Here is a 19,792-nt window from a genome sequence, read left to right on the forward strand (position 1 = left end):
AGCCTCGCTCCTACAGGGATCAGCGATCAATTGTAGGAGCGAGGCTTGCCCGCGAAGCTCTTAAAGGTTTTGCAGGGTATCGAGCAGCACCTTCACCTTGGTAATCGATTCCTGATACTCGGCCTGCCACTGCGAATCCGCCACGATCCCGCCACCGCCCCAGCAACACACCTGCCCATCCTTGACCAACAAGCTGCGAATCGCGATGGAACTGTCCATCTCGCCGCGCACGTCCAGGTACAGCAAGGAACCGCAGTACAACCCGCGCCGCGTCGGCTCCAGCTCATCAATAATCTGCATCGCCCGAATCTTTGGTGCTCCGGTGATCGATCCACCCGGAAAGCTGCCGGCGATCAGGTCCAGTGCATCGCGGTTATCCGCCAGTTCACCGGTCACGCTGCTCACCAGATGATGCACGTTCGGATAACTTTCCAGGCTGAACAATTCCGGCACCCGCACGGAACCGATGCGGCAGGTACGACCAAGGTCGTTGCGCAACAGGTCGACGATCATCAGGTTTTCTGCGCGATCCTTGGGGCTGGCCAGCAGTTCGGCGGCGTTCGCCGCATCTTCGGCGGCGTTCAGGCCCCGCGGGCGGGTGCCTTTGATCGGCCGGGTTTCCACGTGGCGTTCGCTGACTTTGACGAAACGCTCCGGCGACAGACTCAGTATGGCGCCGCCGTCAGGCAGGCTCTGGAAACCGGAAAACGGGGTCGGGCAGGCTGCCCGTAGCGCAACATACGCGGTCCACGGATCCCCTTGGCACTCGGCGCGGAAACGCTGGGCAAAGTTGACCTGATAGCAGTCACCAGCCTGGATGTACTGTTGAATACGCTCTAGCGCTTGTCGGTATTGATCAGCACTCAGGTCGGCGCTCATCGGGGCTTTCAGTTTGAAAGGTTCGAGCGGTTCAAGCGGTTCAAGCGCAGGCTGACTAAATAACGCGATCAGGCGCTGACGTTCGCTATCGATCAGTGACGGGTGGAACATCAACTGACTGGTCATCCGTTGGTGATCACTGATCAGTGCCCAATCGTACAGCCCGAAACGCGCATCAGGTAATTGCAGGTCATCGCGCGCCTGACTCGGCAGGTTTTCCAGATGCCGGCCGAAGTCGTAGCTCAGGTAACCGATCAGGCCACCGGCGAAGGGCAGGTCTAAAGGCGCAGACGCTTCACCGAGCCGTGTCAGATTGTCGCGAAGGCGCTGCAGGAAATCAGCACCACTTTCGTCAGGTAACACCGCCAGTTGTTCCAGCGGCCAGGCACTGAGCAAGTCATAGCGCCCACGCTCGGCACTTGGCCGGCCACTGTCGAGCAGCACGGCACCGGGGGCATGACGAATCGCCGCGAAGTACTCAGCGGGGTTGGCGCGATAGGGGAGCGGGTGAACAGAACAGGTCAGCATGGGCGGGGCAGATCAGCCATCGAGGCGGGGTGGCGATTGTAGTCTCCTCGGGGAATTGCTCCTAGAGGGGATGTCGGCAATTGGCAGATTGGGGGCAAGGTTGACAGATTTGGTGACTATTAGTCAGTCTTCGCGGGCAAGCCTCGCTCCTGCAGGTTACGCAGTCCTTGTAGGAGCGAGGCTTGCCCGCGAAGGCCGCGACTCAGTCTTGGATCAACCCTCAACCGCAGGAATATGCCCAAACATTTCCTGAACAAACTTGACCCGTTCCTGGGCCGTCTCGGTCATCCCGCGAGCCTTCAACTCTCCCAGTCGCGCTTCGACCGCGTGCGTACGCAACGTCAGCCCGCAATGATTGGCAATCTGAATGTTCAGTCCCGGCCGGGCATTTAGCTCAAGAATCAGCGGCCCTTTCTCCTGGTCCAGCACCATGTCGACACCGATGTAACCCAGTCCGCACAGCTCATAACAGCGCGCGGCGAGTTTCATGAAGCCGTCCCAGTACGGCAACTGCACGCCATCCACCGCGTTGGTGGTGTCCGGGTGTTTGTTGATGATGTTGTTCAGCCAGGTGCCGCGCAGGGTCAGGCCGGTGGCGAGGTCGACACCGACGCCGATGGCGCCCTGGTGCAGGTTGGCCTTGCCGCTGGACTGACGCGTCGGCAAGCGCAACATAGCCATCACCGGATAACCCATCAACACAATGATGCGAATGTCCGGCACGCCTTCATAGCTGATGCTCTTGAAGATCTGGTCCGGGATCACGCGGTATTCGATCAGCGCGCGGTCACGGTGACCGCCCAGGGAATAGAGACCGGTCAGGATGCTGGAAATCTGATGCTGGATTTCCTCATGGCTGATGATCCTGCCAGACACCGTGCGATAACGGCCCTCGAAGCGGTCGGCGATCACCAGGATACCGTCACCGCCTGCGCCCTGGGCCGGTTTGATCACGAAGTCGTTGCGCCCGCCGATGATCTCCTCGAGGTTGTCGATTTCCTTCTCGGTGGAAATCACGCCATACAATTCCGGGACATGGATCCCGGCGGCGATGGCGCGCTCCTTGGTGATGATCTTGTCATCGACGATCGGGTACAGACTGCGTTTGTTGTACTTGAGCACGTAGTCCGCGTTGCGCCGATTGATCCCCATGATGCCCTGGGCTTCCAGGGCCTTCCAGGTCTTCCAGAGACCGAACATCAGGCATCAACCTTTTTCAGGAACGCCTTGAAACGTATCAGTTCGGTCAAGCGATAGCCGCGATAGCGACCCATGGCCAGCATGAAGCCCACCAGGATCAACAGTGTCGCCGGGAAGGTGAACACGAAGTAAACCAGTTCCGGCACGGTCATGATCAGGTGCCCCAGGGACGCCGCGAACAGCGTGCCGATCGCCACTTTCATGGCATGGCCGGAACCGCGCTCTTCCCAGGTGATCGACAGGCGTTCAATGGTCATGGTCAGAATGACCATCGGAAACAAGGCCACCGATAACCCGCGTTCCAGGCCGAGTTTATGACTGAACAGGCTGATGGCCGCAATCAGCACCACCACGAACGTCAGCACCACGGACAGCCTCGGCAGCATTTGCAGCTTCAAGTGTTCAAGGTAGGAACGCAGCGATAGCCCCAGCGCCGTGATGATCGTAAACAGCGCAATACCGAAGCCGAGCTGGGTTTCGCGGAAGGCCAGGGCGATCAGCACCGGGGTAAAGGTGCCAAGGGTCTGAATACCGATCAGGTTGCGCAGGATCAGGATCACCAGCACGCCAATCGGGATCATCACCATGATCATGAAGGTCTGCTGGGTTTGCAGGGGCAAACCGTACAACGAGTATTCGAGGAAGTTGGCGTCGGTGTTTTCGTCGGTCAGCTTGGCCAGACGAATGGCGTTCATTTCACTGTTGTTCAGGCTGAACGTCACATTGGCTTTCTTGCCGCCATCAACGGTGATCAGGTTTTCATCGCCGGTCCACCACAGCAGGCGGTCTGTCGGCAGGCCCTGTTCCCCGGTTTCCGGGTTGAAATACAACCAATCGGTACCGTTAAAGCTGCGCAGCCAGAGTTCCGGAGTTTGTGGTTGGTCGGCCAGCAGACGAATGGTGTGGACCTTTTCCACCGGCACGTGGGCGATGGACAGTACCAGTTCGACGATTTTGGCTTTGTTCACGGTGGAGGGATCGCCGCCCAGCAGCAGTTTCACATTGTCGTCGTTGAGATTGTTGACACGCTTGATGGCTTCGCCGACCAAGGTTTCAACATCGGCCGAGTGCTGGCGAATCGGCGCGAGCAGGGCTTCGGCAGCGATTTTTTCCGGACCTTCCACCGCAATGCTGTCGCGGAAAGTCGGGCCTTTGATCTTGGATTTTTCACCGGTGTAGCGCTTGGTCAGCACCAGGCGGTAATAAAGGGTCTGGTTGCCTTTGGCCCGACGCGCCGACCAGGTCACCTTGCGGTTACCGTCGACACGATTCACGGCCACGCCGTAGTTATTGGAGATGAAGCTCTCGTTGAGGCTGACGTAATCGCGGCTCAGCGGTGGCACGAACATCTGGATCTTGACCGGGTCCTTGGCATTGGCGACGAACTCGACCTTGGCGTCGATGTTCCACAAGTCGTCGGTGGCGTCTTCGGTCACGGGAATACCGAGCACGAAGATTTGATAGGCCGTAACTGAAATGCCCAGGATCACCAGAGTGGCGATCAGCAGTTTCAGATGGAGAGTAAGAGAGCGCATTGGAATTACTCTGCGGTATGAGCGTCGGTGGCGCAGGCGGGTTTGCCAGCAGCGTATTTAAGACTGGGGTCGACCAGCGCATCGAAACGTTTGAGTGCTTCGGAGCCGATCAGGAGCGGGTATTGAAAGGCGCTGCGGTCGGTCAAATTCACTTCGATGCTGCGTAAAGCCGAGCCCATGCAGATATCCAGTTCGATCACCGGACGGGCGGTGTACATCTTGCCTTCTTCCGGGTCGTAGTCACCGGCCCGGCGCTTGATTTTGCTGACCCGGGCCAGCGGTCGTTCGATCGGGTGCGAATGAGCGGTGTCGATGGCCAGATAAAAGCGCACCCAGGATTCGCCATTGCGTTTGAAACGTTTGATGTCGCGGGCACTCAGGGAAGCGGTTTTTGCCCCGGTGTCGAGCTTGGCAGCGACTTCCAGGTCGATGCCGTCCAGGGACGCGTACTCATTGAGGCCGTATACGGTCTTTTCCCCCGCTGTGGCAAAACCGGGCAGGCAAAGAAGATAAAGGAAGGTGGGGAAAGGCTTGAGTCTCATAAATCCTGGTGCGCAGCGGTACGTACTTCGATTCAAGGCCCAGGCATTGCTGCACAAGCTCTCTCGTATGCCTAACAGCTCTTTGTGACAGGCAGTGCCGATGTCACAAACAAATGCGGGCGGCATTCTAGCACGGTGGTTTTATGGCGCCAGCGTTGGCGGGCGGCTATAAACAGCAGTGCAACTTCGTTATGGCGCGGTTGGTTCTTAGACGATTGTCGACAATACGTATTTTTTCTTTGACTCTTTGGCCTGTATTCGCTAATTTTTGCGGCATTAGCTTTCAAGGTGTCGACAATATGCTGGATCAACTCGATCCCCCGGTCATTACGCAAGACGATTCGGAAACGCTTTCCGAGAATGTCTTCCGGCGCATTCAGGCCGCCATCGTCAAGGGTGAAATTGCACCGGGCAGCAAGATTTCCGAGCCGGAGCTAGCGCGCACCTATGGCATCAGCCGCGGGCCGTTGCGCGAGGCGATCCACCGCCTGGAAGGCCAGCGCCTGCTGGTTCGCGTGCCGCACGTCGGGGCGAGGGTCGTTTCGCTGAGCCATGCCGAGCTGCTGGAACTCTACGAAATCCGTGAATCCCTTGAAGGCATGGCCTGCCGCCTGGCCGCCGAACGCATGACGGTCGAAGAAATCGACGAACTGCGCCGCGTCCTCGAAACCCACGAGCGCGATGAGGCGTTTCAGGCCGGCAGAGGCTATTACCAGCAGGAAGGCGATTTCGACTTCCATTACCGAATCATCCAGGGCAGCGGCAACCGTACCCTGACTCAGATGCTTTGCGGCGAGCTCTATCAACTGGTGCGCATGTACCGCATCCAGTTTTCCACCACGCCCAATCGCCCGCACCAGGCCTTTGCCGAGCACCACCGAATTCTCGATGCCATCGCCGACCGTGACGGTGAACTGGCCGAGTTGTTGATGCGCCGCCACATCGGCGCCTCCAAACGCAATATCGCCCGTCACTACCAGGACGGCGCTAACCCGACAGCCACTGAACGAGGTGAGTCATGAGTTCCAACAAGAGCACTCCAGGCCAGCGTTTCCGCGATGCGGTCGCCAGCGAACATCCGCTGCAAGTCGTCGGCGCGATCAACGCCAACCACGCACTGCTGGCCAAGCGCGCCGGTTTCAAGGCGATTTACCTGTCGGGTGGCGGGGTGGCTGCCGGCTCCCTCGGAGTGCCAGACCTGGGCATCACCGGCCTGGATGACGTGCTGACCGACGTGCGCCGGATCACCGACGTCTGCGACCTGCCGCTGTTGGTGGACGTGGACACCGGTTTCGGTTCCTCGGCGTTCAACGTGGCGCGTACCGTAAAGTCGATGATCAAGTTCGGCGCGGCGGCGATTCACATCGAAGACCAGGTCGGCGCCAAGCGCTGCGGTCACCGCCCTAATAAAGAGATCGTGTCGCTGCAGGAAATGGTCGACCGTATCAAGGCCGCCGTCGATGCGCGCACCGATGACAGCTTCGTGATCATGGCCCGTACCGACGCCCTGGCAGTCGAAGGCCTGGAATCTGCCCTGGATCGCGCCGCGGCGTGCATCGAGGCCGGTGCCGACATGATCTTCCCGGAAGCCATCACCGAGCTGGACATGTACAAGCTGTTCGCCAACCGCGTGAAAGCGCCGATCCTGGCCAACATCACCGAGTTCGGCGCGACGCCGCTGTACACCACCGAGCAACTGGCCGGTGCCGATGTATCGCTGGTGCTGTACCCGCTGTCGGCTTTTCGCGCGATGAACAAGGCGGCGGAAAACGTCTACACCGCGATCCGTCGCGACGGCACGCAACAGAACGTCATCGACACCATGCAGACCCGCATGGAGCTTTACGATCGCATCGACTACCACACCTTCGAGCAGAAGCTCGATGCGTTGTTCGCGGCGAAGAAGTAAAGACGGACGAATTCCTGTAGCAGCTGCCGAGCCTGCGAGGCTGCGTTCGAGGCCGAAGGACTCGCCAAACCGGGCACCGCGCAGGCAGGTTTTACGACTGCTTCGCAGCCGGACGCAGGCTTCGCCAGCGGCTACAGATGTGCGATGTAAATCTGAAAAAATTGCAGATTCCCTAACAAATTCAAGATTGGAGACAGCAATGGCCGAAGCAAAAGTACTCAGTGGCGCCGGGCTCCGTGGCCAGGTTGCCGGACAAACCGCATTGTCCACCGTGGGCCAGTCGGGCGCCGGTCTGACCTATCGCGGCTACGACGTTCGCGAGCTGGCGGCTGACGCACAGTTCGAAGAAGTGGCCTACTTGCTGCTTTACGGCGAACTGCCGACCCAAGCACAACTCGCCGCTTACGTCAGCAAGCTGAGCAAGCTGCGTGACCTGCCGCAAGCCCTCAAAGAAGTATTGGAACGCATCCCCGCCGACGCCCACCCGATGGACGTGATGCGCACCGGTTGCTCGTTCCTGGGCAACATCGAACCGGAGAAAGACTTCTCCGAGCAGCACGACGTGACCGACCGCCTGCTGGCCGCGTTCCCGGCGATCATGTGCTACTGGTATCGCTTCAGCCACGACGGCAAGCGCATCAGCTGCGTGAGCGACGAACAGTCCATCGGCGGTCACTTCCTGCACCTGCTGCACGACAAGAAGCCAAGTGAACTGCACGTCAAAGTGATGAACGTTTCGCTGATCCTCTACGCGGAACACGAGTTCAACGCTTCGACGTTCACCGCGCGGGTTTGCGCTTCGACGCTGTCGGACATGTTCTCCTGCATCACAGCGGCCATCGGCTCCCTGCGCGGTCCGCTGCACGGCGGCGCCAACGAAGCGGCGATGGAAATGATCGAGCGCTTCAGCTCGCCTGAAGAGGCGATCAAAGGCACCCTCGGCATGCTCGAGCGCAAAGACAAGATCATGGGCTTCGGCCACGCGATCTATAAGGACAATGATCCGCGCAACGAGGTGATCAAGGGCTGGTCGAAAAAACTCTCGGACGAAGTGGGCGACAAGGTGCTGTTCCCGGTTTCCGAAGCCATCGACAAGACCATGTGGGAGCAGAAGAAACTGTTCCCGAACGCCGACTTCTACCATGCGTCGACATACCACTTCATGGGCATCCCGACCAAGCTGTTCACACCGATTTTCGTCTGCTCGCGCCTGACCGGCTGGGCGGCGCATGTGTTCGAACAGCGTGCCAACAACCGCATCATCCGCCCAAGCGCCGAATACACCGGCGTTGAACAGCGCAAGTTCGTGCCAATCGAACAACGCTGACCGGGGGAGGCTTGAACTGGTTACTGGACCGACCGAGACCCCTGTAGGAGCGAAGCTTGCTCGCGAAGACGGACCGGCATTCAACATTGATGTCGACAGTCAGATCGCTTTCGCGAGCAAGCTTCGCTCCTACAGGGGATCGGGGGCAGTTCAGCAGCGGTGCCAGGCCCCCCTTTTGAAATTACCGTGACCGAGTCCTGACGATGAACACTCAATTCCGCAAATCGCTGCCCGGCAGCCATCTGGATTACTTCGACGTCCGTGCGGCTGTCGAAGCCATCCAGCCTGGGGCCTATGACACCCTGCCATACACCTCCCGCGTGCTGGCGGAAAACCTGGTGCGTCGCTGTGACCCGGCCACGCTCACCGAATCCCTGAAGCAATTCATCGAGCGCAAGCGCGACCTCGACTTCCCGTGGTTCCCGGCCCGCGTGGTGTGCCACGACATTCTTGGCCAGACCGCGCTGGTCGACCTCGCCGGCCTGCGTGATGCCATCGCCCTGCAAGGCGGCGATCCGGCACAAGTGAACCCGGTGGTGCCGACGCAATTGATCGTCGACCACTCCCTGGCCGTCGAGCGCGGTGGTTTCGATCCGGAGGCGTTCGAGAAGAACCGCGCCATCGAAGACCGTCGCAACGAAGACCGTTTCCACTTCATCAACTGGACCAAGAAGGCGTTCAAGAACGTCGACGTTATCCCGCCAGGCAACGGCATCATGCACCAGATCAACCTGGAGAAAATGTCTCCGGTGATCCAGGTGCGCGACGGCGTGGCGTTCCCCGACACCTGCGTCGGCACCGACAGCCACACCCCGCACGTCGATGCCCTGGGCGTGATTGCCATCGGTGTCGGTGGTCTGGAAGCAGAAAGCGTGATGCTCGGTCGCGCGTCGTGGATGCGTCTGCCAGAAAGCGTCGGCGTCGAGCTGACGGGCAAGCTGCAACCCGGCATCACCGCCACTGACATGGTGCTGGCGCTGACCGAGTTCCTGCGCAAGCAGAAAGTCGTTGGCGCATGGCTGGAATTCTTCGGTGAAGGCGCCTCGGCCCTGACCCTGGGCGACCGTGCCACCATTTCCAACATGGCCCCGGAGTACGGAGCCACGGCTGCGATGTTCTACATCGACCAGCAGACCATCGACTACCTCAAACTCACCGGCCGTGAAGACGAGCAAGTGCAGTTGGTCGAAAATTACGCCAAGACCACAGGCCTGTGGGCCGACAGCCTGAAAGGCGCGCAATACGAGCGCGGGTTGACCTTCAACCTGTCCTCGGTGGTGCGCAACATGGCCGGCCCGAGCAACCCGCACGCCCGCGTCGCGACGTCCGATCTCGCTGCCCAAGGCATCTCCGGTCAGTGGGACGATGTACCAGGCCAGATGCCGGACGGCGCGGTGATCATCGCCGCCATCACCAGCTGCACCAACACCAGCAACCCGCGCAACGTCATCGCGGCCGGCCTGCTGGCGCGCAATGCCAACAAGCTCGGGTTGACCCGCAAGCCGTGGGTCAAATCGTCCCTGGCACCGGGTTCCAAAACCGTGGCGCTGTACCTCGATGAAGCGGGCCTGACCACTGAACTGGAGCAACTGGGCTTCGGCGTCGTGGCGTTCGCATGCACCACGTGCAACGGCATGTCCGGCGCGCTGGATCCGGTGATTCAGCAAGAGATCATCGACCGTGATCTGTACGCCACTGCCGTACTGTCCGGTAACCGCAACTTCGATGGCCGGATTCACCCGTACGCCAAGAACGCCTTCCTTGCATCGCCGCCTTTGGTCGTGGCTTATGCCATCGCCGGCACCATCCGTTTCGACATCGAAAAAGATGTGCTGGGTGTGGTCGACGGCAAGGAAATTCGCCTGAAAGACATCTGGCCGAGCGACGAAGAGATCGACGCGGTGGTCAAGGCTTCGGTCAAACCGGAGCAGTTCCGTCAGGTCTACATTCCGATGTTCGCCATCCACGAAGACACCGGCCCGAAAGTGACGCCGCTGTACGACTGGCGCGAAAAGAGCACCTACATCCGTCGTCCGCCGTACTGGGAAGGCGCACTGGCCGGCGCGCGTCCGCTCAAGGGCATGCGCCCGCTGGCGGTGCTGCCGGACAACATCACCACCGATCACCTGTCGCCGTCCAACGCGATCATGCTCGACAGCGCCGCCGGCGAATACCTGGCGAAAATGGGCTTGCCGGAAGAGGATTTCAACTCTTACGCCACTCACCGCGGTGATCACTTGACCGCTCAGCGCGCAACCTTCGCCAACCCTAAACTGTTCAACGAAATGGTTCAGGAAAACGGCAAGGTCAAGCAGGGTTCGCTGGCTCGCGTCGAGCCGGAAGGCAAAGTGATGCGCATGTGGGAAGCGATCGAAACCTACATGGATCGCAAGCAGCCGCTGATCATCATCGCCGGTGCCGATTACGGTCAGGGTTCGTCCCGCGACTGGGCGGCCAAAGGCGTGCGTCTGGCGGGTGTGGAAGCGATTGCGGCCGAGGGCTTCGAGCGCATTCACCGCACCAACCTGGTGGGCATGGGCGTGTTGCCGCTGGAATTCAAACCGGGCACCGACCGCCACACCCTGGCCATCGACGGCAGCGAAACCTACGACGTGATCGGTGAGCGTACGCCGCGCGCCGATCTGACGCTGGTCATCCATCGCAAGAACGGTGAGCGCGTCGATGTGCCGGTGACCTGCCGTCTCGACACCGCCGAAGAAGTGTCGATCTACGAGGCCGGCGGCGTACTGCAACGTTTCGCCCAGGACTTCCTCGAAGAATCGGCGGTCGCCGTCTAACACAGGCTGTGCGGACACGGGACTTCAAGTCCCGTGTCTGTTTTCAAGGAGTAAGGAGCACCATGGCTCACGCACCTCAGATCAAGATTCCCGCCACTTACATGCGTGGCGGCACCAGCAAAGGCGTGTTCTTCAGCCTGAAAGATTTACCCGAAGCGGCACAGATTCCGGGCCCTGCCCGCGATGCCTTGTTGCTGCGTGTCATCGGCAGCCCCGATCCGTACGACAAGCAAATCGACGGCATGGGCGGCGCGACCTCCAGCACCAGCAAAACCGTGATCCTGTCGAAAAGCATCAAGGCTGATCACGACGTCGATTACCTGTTCGGTCAGGTCTCGATCGACAAGCCTTTCGTCGACTGGAGCGGCAACTGCGGCAACCTGTCGGCGGCAGTCGGTTCATTCGCCATCAGCAACGGTCTGGTGGATGCCAGCCGCATTCCGCAGAACGGCATTGCCGTGGTGCGCGTGTGGCAAGCCAACATCGGCAAGACCATCATCGCCCACGTGCCGATCACCAACGGTGAAGTGCAGGAAACCGGCGATTTCGAACTCGACGGCGTGACCTTTCCGGCGGCTGAAGTGCAGGTCGAATTCATGGACCCGGCGGCGGAGGAAGAGGGCGGCGGCGGTTCGATGTTCCCTACCGGCAATTTGGTCGATGACCTCGAAGTGCCCGGCGTCGGGACCTTCAAGGCGACCATGATCAATGCCGGCATCCCGACGATTTTCGTTAACGCTGAAGACATCGGCTACACAGGTACCGAGTTGCAAGGCGCGATCAACGGTGATCCGAAAGCCCTGGCGATGTTCGAGACCATCCGTGCCTACGGCGCGCTGCGCATGGGGCTGATTTCGAACCTGGACGAAGCGGCCAAGCGTCAGCACACGCCGAAAGTGGCGTTCGTTGCCAAGCCAGCCGACTACGTGGCGTCCAGTGGCAAGGCGATTGCGGCGGGTGATGTCGACCTGTTGGTTCGCGCGCTGTCCATGGGCAAGTTGCACCACGCGATGATGGGCACGGCAGCCGTCGCTATCGGTACCGCCGCCGCCATTTCCGGTACCTTGGTCAACCTCGCGGCAGGCGGTATCGAACGCAATGCCGTGCGCTTCGGCCATCCGTCGGGCACGTTGCGTGTAGGGGCAGAAGCCAGCCAGGTGAACGGTGAATGGACCGTGAACAAAGCCATCATGAGCCGCAGTGCGCGGGTGCTGATGGAAGGCTACGTCCGTGTGCCGGGCGATTCGTTCTAATCCCGACACCAAATCCATGTGGGAGCGAGCCTGCTCGCGAAGACGGTCGGACATCCAGCATTGATGTCGAATGACCCACCGCTTTCGCGAGCAGGCTCGCTCCCACAGGTGATTGCATTTTCAAAATAAGAACGCAGTAACTAGCTGAGATTGTCCCTGAACCGAGGTCCCATCAACGAACCACTTCAAGAGTGATCGAACATGAGCGCCAACGTCGACCTGAACAACCGTCCCGACTACGACACGGTCCTGCAGGACATTGCCGATTACGTCCTGACTTTCAATATCGAATCCAAAGACGCGTTGGATACCGCCCGCAACTGCCTGATCGACACCCTCGGCTGCGGCCTTCTGGCCCTGCGCTTCCCCGAATGCACCAAGCACCTGGGCCCCCTCGTTGAAGGCACCGTCGTCCCGTTCGGTGCCCGCGTGCCGGGCACCAGCTTTCGCCTCGACCCGGTCAAAGCCGCCTGGGACATCGGTTGCATCGTCCGCTGGCTCGACTACAACGACACCTGGCTCGCTGCTGAGTGGGGCCATCCGTCCGATAACCTCGGCGGCATTCTCGCAGTGGCCGATCACCTGTCGCAAAAACGCCTGGCCAATGGCGACACGCCGTTGACCGTTCGCGCCGTGCTCGAAGCCATGATCATGGCCCACGAGATTCAAGGCGTTATCGCACTGGAAAACTCCTTCAACCGTGTCGGCCTCGATCACGTGATCCTGGTGAAAGTCGCCTCGACCGCCGTGACCGCCAAGCTTATGGGGGCCAATCGCGAGCAGTTGCTGTCCGCGTTGTCCCATGCGTTCGCCGACGGCCAGGCGCTGCGCACTTACCGGCATGCGCCGAATGCCGGGTCGCGCAAATCCTGGGCGGCCGGCGATGCGTCCAGTCGCGGCGTACGGCTGGCGGACATCGCCATGCGTGGCGAGATGGGCATTCCCGGCGTGCTGTCCGCCAGGCAGTGGGGCTTCTACGATGTGCTGTTCAGCCACACCAACAACGACCTGGCGCTCAAGCCTGAAGGCAAGCGCACGTTCAGTTTCTCCCGCAAGTACGGCAGCTACGTGATGGAAAACGTGCTGTTCAAGATCAGTTTTCCGGCCGAATTCCACGCCCAAACCGCTTGCGAAGCGGCGGTAACCCTGCACCCGCAAGTCAGAAATCGTTTGCACGAGATCGACAAAATCGTCATCACCACACACGAGTCGGCGATTCGCATCATTTCCAAGGTCGGCCCGTTGGCCAATGCCGCCGACCGCGATCACTGCATTCAGTACATGACCGCCGTGCCACTGGCCTTCGGCAATTTGGTGGCGGAGCAATACGAAGATGATTTCCACGCGGCACATCCGATCATCGACGTGCTGCGCGACAAAATGGTCATCGTCGAAGAGGCGCGTTATACCCGCGAATACCTGGAAGCGGACAAGCGCTCCATCGCCAATGCCGTGCAAGTGTTCTTCAAGGACGGCTCCAGCACCGAAAACGTGGTGGTTGAGTACCCGATCGGTCATCGCCGTCGCCGTACCGATGGCATCCCGTTGCTGGAAGAAAAATTCAAGATCAACCTGGCGACTCGCTTCCCGGCCCAGCGTAGCGCCGAGATTTTTGCGTTGTGCAAGGATCAGGCGACGCTTGAAGCCACCCCGGTCAACCGCTTCATGGACCTGTTCATCATCTAACCGGATATACATGATTCCTGTAGGAGCCAGGCTTGCCGGCGAAGACGCTCTCAAGGGCGCCTTCGCCGGCAAGCCTGGCTCCTACAAGGGGGCGTTTTAGCCTTTCAACCATTTTTCGACCGGTAGCTTGGTGATCGCAAACCCCGTCAGCAAAATCGCCGAATACATCATCAGTTCCCGGGAAAGGGGTTGCCCCTCGTACCAGGCGCCGATGACGACGGCGAACACCGGGAAAATGATGAAAACAAATGACAGGATGATCGGGCTCAGCCTTTTGAGCAGCAGGAAATAGACAATAAACCCACCCACCGATGCCACCAGCCCCAGATAAAGCAGGGCGCTCCACGAGCGCAGGCTGATTGCAGCAAACACCGGCGCTTCGGCATTCAGGCCCGCGACAAACAGCATCAAACCGGCGATGCCGATCGGCAGGGTGTTGTAGGTGATCACACTGATCGCACTGCCGTGTTTTTTGGTCACCACGTAGCACAGCGCATGCATCATCGCCGCGCAGAGAATCGCCAGCACCCCAAACCATTGTGCATCGTCCAGGTGCAACCCTTGGCTGCGAATAATCATGAACAGACTGGCGAAGCCGATGACGATGCCGAGCACTTGGGAAGGGTAGATTTTCTCCCGCAGAAACAGTGCGCAGAACAGCAGGATGAACACCGGCATGCAGCTGAACAGCAGTGCGGTGAGCCCTGATGAAACGTGCATTTCCCCGTAGTTGAGCAAGTAGTACGGCAGGCTGAAATAGGACAGCGTCACGAAGACGAAAAACCAGCGGCTTTGCCTCGGGAACAACAACGGTTCACGACGTAAAAGCGCAAAGCTCAGGAAGAGTGGGAAAGCGATCAGGAACCTCAGGCCGGCAGCGGTGAGCGGCGGCACCGTTTCTACCGCGATCTTGATGCCCAGCCATGTCGTGCCCCAGCTGAGACAAACGATCAAGAACAGCACGCTGGTCAGCGCGGCGGCTAGCCAGGGTCTTGCAGGTCGTGAAGGTGTACTGAGGGCAATTAACATGATCGAGCTCCTTTTATCGTCGCAATTGACCTTCATCTGCAAAAGGTCTATCCCTGATTGAACCTGTTTTAAGCACGCTATTCGGGGCTTGAATGACTGTCAAAGTAAGTATTGCCATGGTGTCAATCCTGCGTGATGGCCTCGCCAATGGCCTGGGCGTGAAATACAAACGCCTGGCCGACGCCGTTGAGAAAGGCATCACTGAAGGGTTGATCGAGCCGGGCGGTAAATTACCGCCCCATCGACTGTTGGCCGACAGCCTCGGCGTGACCATCGGCACCATCAGTCGCGCGTATGGCGAGCTGGAGCGTGTGGGATTGGTCGTTGCTCGTGTAGGAGACGGCACCTATGTCCGTCAGCGCGGGATGGAGCGGCCGCGTGACAGTGGCTTTCGCAATGTGAGTGATGAGCCGCAGCCGTTTTTTGACATGAGCCGCAATCAACCGATTCCCGGGGAGGAAGGGTTATTTTTGAGTCAGAGCTTGCAAGCACTGGCCCTTGATCCCGCGGCGTTGCAGCGCATCGGCGGTTACACCGCTGAAGCTGGATTACCACACTATCGTGCGGCGGGCGCGAACTGGCTGCGACACAATGAGTTTGTTGCGAATCCTGAGCAGATTGTCTGCGTGAACGGCGGCCAGCATGGCCTGTTGTGTGCCTTGACGGGGCTGTTGAAGGCGGGTGACACGTTAGTCACGGAGCACCTGACTTATCCGGGATTGATCAGCGTCGCACGCCTGCTCGGGATCAAGCTCATCGGCGTCGTAATGGATGCGCAAGGGCTGATGCCTGACGCCCTGGATGAGGCATGTCGCAACCACCGCGTGTCAGCGCTGTATTGCACGCCAACAATCCAGAATCCTACGGCGGCAGTGATGTCTGTCCCACGGCGCGAGGCGATCGTTGAAGTCTGTCGTCAGCACAATCTGCTGATCTTCGAAGACGAAGCCCACGCGGTATTGGCTCAACAACGACCGTTACCCTTGAGCCATTTCGCCCCGGAGCGCTCGGTGTTGATCGGTAGCCTGAGCAAAGCGGTCTCGGCGGGGTTGCGGGTGGGCTACCTGCATGCGCCGCAACCGTTGATCGGACGCTTGAGCGCGGCGGTGCGCGGGACGTGCTGGATGGCTAGTCCACTGATGCTGGAGGTGGCGAGTCTGTGGATAGAAAATGGCACGGCGGAGCAGTTGTTGCGCTGGCAGACTATCGAGATCGGTCGGCGCAAGGCCTTGGTCGCCGGGCGGTTGGAGGGGGTGGCGTACAACACTCACCCTCACAGTCCGCACTTCTGGATCGAAGTGCCCGACCCGTGGCGGGCGTCGCAGATCGCGGCGGAGCTTAAGGAGAATAATTTTCTGGTGGCGACTGCCGAGATGTTTGCGGTCGGGCAGGGGGCGGTGCCGCAGTTCATCAGGGCAAGTGTGTGTAATACGGCGGGGGATGATCGGTTATTGCTGCAGGGGTTTGAAGCGCTGGTGGGGGTACTGACTGAAACCGTGTAATCGTTCTTCGCGAGCAGGCTCGCTCCCACATTGGATCTCAGTCGTACACAAATGCTGTGTCCACTGAAGATCAACTGTGGGAGCGAGCCTGCTCGCGAAAGCGGTGTAACTATCGCCAATTAACTACTTGAACCGCCGCTCCACCCCTTTCTCCACCAGAATCTTCGCCGAAATCTCTTCCACCGAAAAATGGGTGGAGTTGATGTGCGGGATGTTCTCGCGGCGGAACAGGTTCTCCACCTCGCGCACTTCAAACTCGCACTGGGCGTAGCTCGAATAGCGGCTGTTGGGCTTGCGCTCGTTGCGGATCGCGGTGAGGCGATCCGGGTCGATGGTCAGGCCGAACAGCTTATGCTGATGGGCGCGCAGGGTGGCGGGCAGTTGCAGGCGCTCCATGTCGTCTTCGGTCAGCGGGTAGTTGGCCGCGCGGATACCGAATTGCATGGCCATGTACAGGCAGGTCGGGGTTTTGCCACAACGGGACACGCCCACCAGGATCAGGTCGGCCTTGTCGTAATAGTGCGTGCGCGCGCCATCGTCGTTGTCGAGGGCGAAGTTCACCGCCTCGATCCGCTCCATGTAATTGGAGCTGCTGCCAATGGAGTGGGACTTGCCGACGGTGTAGGAAGAATGCTCGGTCAGTTCCTGTTCCAGAGGGGCCAGGAAGGTCGAAAAAATGTCGATCATGAAACCATTGGAGGTCGCGAGGATCTCACGAATATCCTGGTTGACAATGGTGTCGAAGATGATTGGCCGAAAGCCGTCGATTTCGGCGGCTTTGTTGATTTGTTGTACCATGGCCCGCGCTTTATCCGCGTTGTCGATGTACGGCCGCGTGAATTTGCTGAAGGTAATGTTTTCGAACTGCGCCAGGAGGCTTTGACCCAGGGTTTCGGCTGTAATGCCCGTACCATCGGAGATAAAGAAAGCAGATCGTTTCATTTGCACCTTGGGCCTTAAGCTAGTGACGAATCTTGGATATGATAGGCGCGATTTGCTGGCCGCCAATGGCCGGCATTCTCACTTATTTTCCAGGTCCAGGCCATACAGCTGGCAAACGCTCTCTTGAGCAGCCGGCTTCTGAGCTTTTCCAACACAGTTAGTGGAGAGATCACCTTGGTAGAGTACGTAGTTTCCCTCGATAAGCTCGGCGTCCATGATGTAGAGCATGTGGGGGGCAAGAACGCATCCCTGGGCGAGATGATCAGTAACCTTGCAGGTGCCGGTGTATCGGTGCCCGGTGGCTTTGCCACGACAGCTCAGGCTTATCGTGATTTTCTGGAACTGAGCGGCCTTAACGATCAGATCCACGCCGCCCTGGATGCCCTGGACGTCGACGACGTCAACGCCCTTGCCAAGACCGGTGCCCAGATCCGTCAATGGATCATGGAAGCCGAGTTCCCCGAGAAGCTCAACGCCGAAATCCGCACCGCGTTCGCCACGCTGTCGGCCGGCAACCCTGACATGGCTGTCGCCGTGCGCTCTTCTGCGACAGCCGAAGACTTGCCGGACGCGTCCTTCGCCGGTCAGCAGGAAACCTTCCTGAACATCCGTGGTGTCGAAAACGTCATTCGCGCCGCCAAAGAGGTGTTCGCTTCGCTATTCAACGACCGTGCAATTTCCTACCGCGTGCACCAGGGCTTCGACCACAAGCTGGTTGCCCTGTCGGCCGGCGTGCAGCGCATGGTCCGCTCCGAAACCGGCACCGCCGGTGTGATGTTCACCCTCGATACCGAATCGGGCTTCCGTGACGTGGTGTTCATCACCGGCGCCTACGGCCTGGGTGAAACCGTCGTACAAGGCGCGGTGAACCCGGATGAGTTCTACGTTCACAAAGGCACGCTGGCCGCTGGCCGTCCGGCCATCTTGCGCCGCAACCTGGGCAGCAAAGCCATCAAGATGATCTACGGCGAAGTCGCCACGGCCGGCAAGTCGGTCAAGACCATTGATGTCGACAAGGCTGATCGCGCACGCTTCTGCCTGAGCGACGCCGAAGTCAGCGAACTGGCCAAGCAAGCAATGATCATCGAACAGCACTACAAGTGCCCGATGGACATCGAATGGGCCAAAGACGGCGACGACGGCAAACTCTACATCGTTCAGGCGCGTCCTGAAACCGTGAAGAGCCGCACTCAGGCCAACGTGATGGAACGTTACCTGTTGAAAGAAACCGGCACCGTGCTGGTAGAAGGTCGCGCCATCGGCCAGCGCATCGGCGCCGGCAAAGTGCGGATCATCAAGGACGTGTCCGAGATGGACAAAGTCCAGCCAGGCGACGTTCTGGTGTCCGACATGACCGACCCGGACTGGGAGCCGGTGATGAAGCGCGCCAGCGCCATCGTCACCAACCGGGGCGGTCGTACCTGCCACGCAGCGATCATCGCTCGCGAGCTGGGCATTCCGGCCGTGGTCGGTTGCGGCAACGCCACCCAATTGTTGAAAGATGGCCAGGGCGTGACTGTTTCCTGCGCTGAAGGCGACACCGGTTACATCTTCGAAGGCGAACTGGGCTTCGATATCAAGAAAAACTCTGTCGATGCCATGCCGGATCTGCCGTTCAAGATCATGATGAACGTCGGCAACCCGGACCGTGCCTTCGACTTTGCACAACTGCCGAACGCCGGTGTGGGCCTGGCCCGTCTGGAGTTCATCATCAACCGTATGATCGGTGTGCACCCCAAAGCGCTGTTGAACTACGACGGTCTGCCGCAGGACATCAAGGAAAGCGTCGACAAGCGCATCGCCGGTTACAACGATCCGGTCGGCTTCTACGTAGAGAAACTGGTCGAAGGCATCAGCACCCTCGCTGCAGCGTTCTGGCCGAAAAAGGTCATCGTGCGTCTGTCGGACTTCAAGTCCAATGAATACGCGAACCTGATCGGCGGCAAACTGTATGAGCCAGAAGAAGAAAACCCGATGCTGGGCTTCCGCGGCGCCTCGCGTTACATCAGCGAAACGTTCCGTGACTGCTTCGAACTCGAGTGCCGCGCCCTCAAACGCGTGCGCAACGAGATGGGCCTGACCAACGTTGAAATCATGGTGCCGTTCGTCCGTACGCTGGGCGAAGCGAGCCAGGTCGTCGACCTGCTGGCCGAAAACGGTCTGGCCCGTGGTGACAATGGTCTGCGCGTGATCATGATGTGCGAATTGCCGTCCAACGCGATTCTGGCGGAAGAATTCCTCGAGTTCTTCGACGGTTTCTCCATCGGCTCCAACGACCTGACTCAGCTGACGCTGGGTCTGGACCGTGACTCCGGGATCATCGCTCACTTGTTCGACGAGCGTAATCCGGCGGTCAAGAAGCTGCTGGCGAACGCCATTGCCGCATGCAACAAGGCTGGCAAGTACATCGGCATTTGCGGTCAGGGTCCTTCGGACCACCCGGACCTGGCCAAATGGCTGATGGAGCAGGGCATTGAAAGTGTTTCACTGAACCCTGATTCCGTACTGGAAACCTGGTTCTTCCTGGCTGAAGGTCAAGCCCCGGCTTGATGATGTGAGTGAACGGACCGGCTATTGACTGCAATGCCGGTCACTGTAGGAGCGAGCTTGCTCGCGATGGTCGTTAACGATGACGCGTGCTTGTTGGAAAAACGTGGTGTTC

General features: G+C 59.5%; 14 protein-coding genes. 8 read left to right on the forward strand and 6 right to left on the reverse strand.

Annotated features, from left to right (window positions below):
- Positions 1–60 precede the first annotated feature (60 nt).
- The 4 genes from pabB to ACM6IR_RS21665 form a co-directional block, all read right to left on the reverse strand.
- Positions 61–1,407, reverse strand: a complete 1,347-nt coding sequence (gene pabB / locus ACM6IR_RS21650) for an aminodeoxychorismate synthase component I (RefSeq protein ID WP_414909574.1) — start codon at positions 1,405–1,407, stop codon at positions 61–63.
- A gap of 213 nt (positions 1,408–1,620) precedes the next feature.
- Positions 1,621–2,607: an alpha-L-glutamate ligase-like protein gene (locus tag ACM6IR_RS21655; protein WP_414909575.1), complete on the reverse strand. Its 987-nt coding sequence runs from the start codon at positions 2,605–2,607 to the stop codon at positions 1,621–1,623.
- Positions 2,607–4,142, reverse strand: a complete 1,536-nt coding sequence (locus tag ACM6IR_RS21660; RefSeq protein ID WP_414909576.1) for an inactive transglutaminase family protein — start codon at positions 4,140–4,142, stop codon at positions 2,607–2,609. Before ACM6IR_RS21660 ends, ACM6IR_RS21655 begins: the two co-directional genes overlap by 1 nt.
- Before the next feature lie 5 nt (positions 4,143–4,147).
- Entirely contained in the window at positions 4,148–4,684 is a 537-nt protein-coding gene (locus ACM6IR_RS21665; RefSeq protein WP_414909577.1) for an ATP-dependent zinc protease, read from the reverse strand.
- A 302-nt stretch (positions 4,685–4,986) separates the two neighbouring features.
- Here ACM6IR_RS21665 and ACM6IR_RS21670 point away from each other — a divergent pair, with 302 nt between their 5' ends.
- From ACM6IR_RS21670 to prpD, 6 genes are all read left to right on the forward strand, one after another.
- Complete coding sequence (locus tag ACM6IR_RS21670) at positions 4,987–5,706, forward strand: GntR family transcriptional regulator (protein WP_414909645.1); 720 nt, start codon at positions 4,987–4,989, stop codon at positions 5,704–5,706.
- Positions 5,703–6,593 (forward strand): methylisocitrate lyase, encoded by an 891-nt coding sequence (gene prpB / locus ACM6IR_RS21675; RefSeq protein ID WP_162438309.1) that lies wholly within the window; start codon positions 5,703–5,705, stop codon positions 6,591–6,593. The genes ACM6IR_RS21670 and prpB overlap by 4 nt, the downstream gene beginning before the upstream one ends.
- 199 nt (positions 6,594–6,792) lie before the next feature.
- Entirely contained in the window at positions 6,793–7,920 is a 1,128-nt protein-coding gene (prpC, locus tag ACM6IR_RS21680; RefSeq protein WP_414909578.1) for a 2-methylcitrate synthase, read from the forward strand.
- A gap of 203 nt (positions 7,921–8,123) precedes the next feature.
- On the forward strand, positions 8,124–10,718 hold the full coding sequence (gene acnD, locus ACM6IR_RS21685; RefSeq protein WP_414909579.1) for a Fe/S-dependent 2-methylisocitrate dehydratase AcnD: 2,595 nt from the start codon (positions 8,124–8,126) through the stop codon (positions 10,716–10,718).
- 62 nt (positions 10,719–10,780) lie between these two features.
- A complete protein-coding gene (gene prpF, locus ACM6IR_RS21690) occupies positions 10,781–11,971 on the forward strand; it encodes a 2-methylaconitate cis-trans isomerase PrpF (protein ID WP_414909580.1) in 1,191 nt (396 codons plus the stop codon).
- Between the two features lie 201 nt (positions 11,972–12,172).
- Positions 12,173–13,657: a 2-methylcitrate dehydratase gene (gene prpD / locus ACM6IR_RS21695; protein ID WP_414909581.1), complete on the forward strand. Its 1,485-nt coding sequence runs from the start codon at positions 12,173–12,175 to the stop codon at positions 13,655–13,657.
- A 96-nt stretch (positions 13,658–13,753) separates the two neighbouring features.
- On the opposite strand, the gene ACM6IR_RS21700 is transcribed toward prpD, so the two are convergent.
- Positions 13,754–14,686, reverse strand: a complete 933-nt coding sequence (locus tag ACM6IR_RS21700) for a DMT family transporter (RefSeq protein ID WP_414909582.1) — start codon at positions 14,684–14,686, stop codon at positions 13,754–13,756.
- 92 nt (positions 14,687–14,778) lie between these two features.
- On the opposite strand from ACM6IR_RS21700, the gene ACM6IR_RS21705 reads away from it, so the two are divergent.
- Positions 14,779–16,188 (forward strand): PLP-dependent aminotransferase family protein, encoded by a 1,410-nt coding sequence (locus tag ACM6IR_RS21705; protein ID WP_414909583.1) that lies wholly within the window; start codon positions 14,779–14,781, stop codon positions 16,186–16,188.
- 123 nt (positions 16,189–16,311) lie between these two features.
- Here ACM6IR_RS21705 and ACM6IR_RS21710 read toward each other — a convergent pair whose 3' ends face one another.
- A complete protein-coding gene (locus tag ACM6IR_RS21710; RefSeq protein ID WP_414909584.1) occupies positions 16,312–17,130 on the reverse strand; it encodes a pyruvate, water dikinase regulatory protein in 819 nt (272 codons plus the stop codon).
- Between the two features lie 174 nt (positions 17,131–17,304).
- Here ACM6IR_RS21710 and ppsA point away from each other — a divergent pair, with 174 nt between their 5' ends.
- Entirely contained in the window at positions 17,305–19,680 is a 2,376-nt protein-coding gene (ppsA, locus tag ACM6IR_RS21715; RefSeq protein WP_414909585.1) for a phosphoenolpyruvate synthase, read from the forward strand.
- Positions 19,681–19,792 lie beyond the last annotated feature (112 nt).

The organism is Pseudomonas sp. IT-P253, assembly GCF_949768125.1.
GTDB lineage: Bacteria > Pseudomonadota > Gammaproteobacteria > Pseudomonadales > Pseudomonadaceae > Aquipseudomonas.

What these genes read in the sequence shown, in the direction of transcription:
- pabB (WP_414909574.1), bottom strand. Translation starts at nt 1,407, where the DNA reads ATGCTGACCTGTTCTGTTCACCCGCTCCCCTATCGCGCCAACCCCGCT.
- ACM6IR_RS21655 (WP_414909575.1), bottom strand. Translation starts at nt 2,607, where the DNA reads ATGTTCGGTCTCTGGAAGACCTGGAAGGCCCTGGAAGCCCAGGGCATC.
- ACM6IR_RS21660 (WP_414909576.1), bottom strand. Translation starts at nt 4,142, where the DNA reads ATGCGCTCTCTTACTCTCCATCTGAAACTGCTGATCGCCACTCTGGTG.
- ACM6IR_RS21665 (WP_414909577.1), bottom strand. Translation starts at nt 4,684, where the DNA reads ATGAGACTCAAGCCTTTCCCCACCTTCCTTTATCTTCTTTGCCTGCCC.
- prpB (WP_162438309.1), top strand. Translation starts at nt 5,703, where the DNA reads ATGAGTTCCAACAAGAGCACTCCAGGCCAGCGTTTCCGCGATGCGGTC.
- prpC (WP_414909578.1), top strand. Translation starts at nt 6,793, where the DNA reads ATGGCCGAAGCAAAAGTACTCAGTGGCGCCGGGCTCCGTGGCCAGGTT.
- acnD (WP_414909579.1), top strand. Translation starts at nt 8,124, where the DNA reads ATGAACACTCAATTCCGCAAATCGCTGCCCGGCAGCCATCTGGATTAC.
- prpF (WP_414909580.1), top strand. Translation starts at nt 10,781, where the DNA reads ATGGCTCACGCACCTCAGATCAAGATTCCCGCCACTTACATGCGTGGC.
- prpD (WP_414909581.1), top strand. Translation starts at nt 12,173, where the DNA reads ATGAGCGCCAACGTCGACCTGAACAACCGTCCCGACTACGACACGGTC.
- ACM6IR_RS21700 (WP_414909582.1), bottom strand. Translation starts at nt 14,686, where the DNA reads ATGTTAATTGCCCTCAGTACACCTTCACGACCTGCAAGACCCTGGCTA.
- ACM6IR_RS21705 (WP_414909583.1), top strand. Translation starts at nt 14,779, where the DNA reads ATGACTGTCAAAGTAAGTATTGCCATGGTGTCAATCCTGCGTGATGGC.
- ACM6IR_RS21710 (WP_414909584.1), bottom strand. Translation starts at nt 17,130, where the DNA reads ATGAAACGATCTGCTTTCTTTATCTCCGATGGTACGGGCATTACAGCC.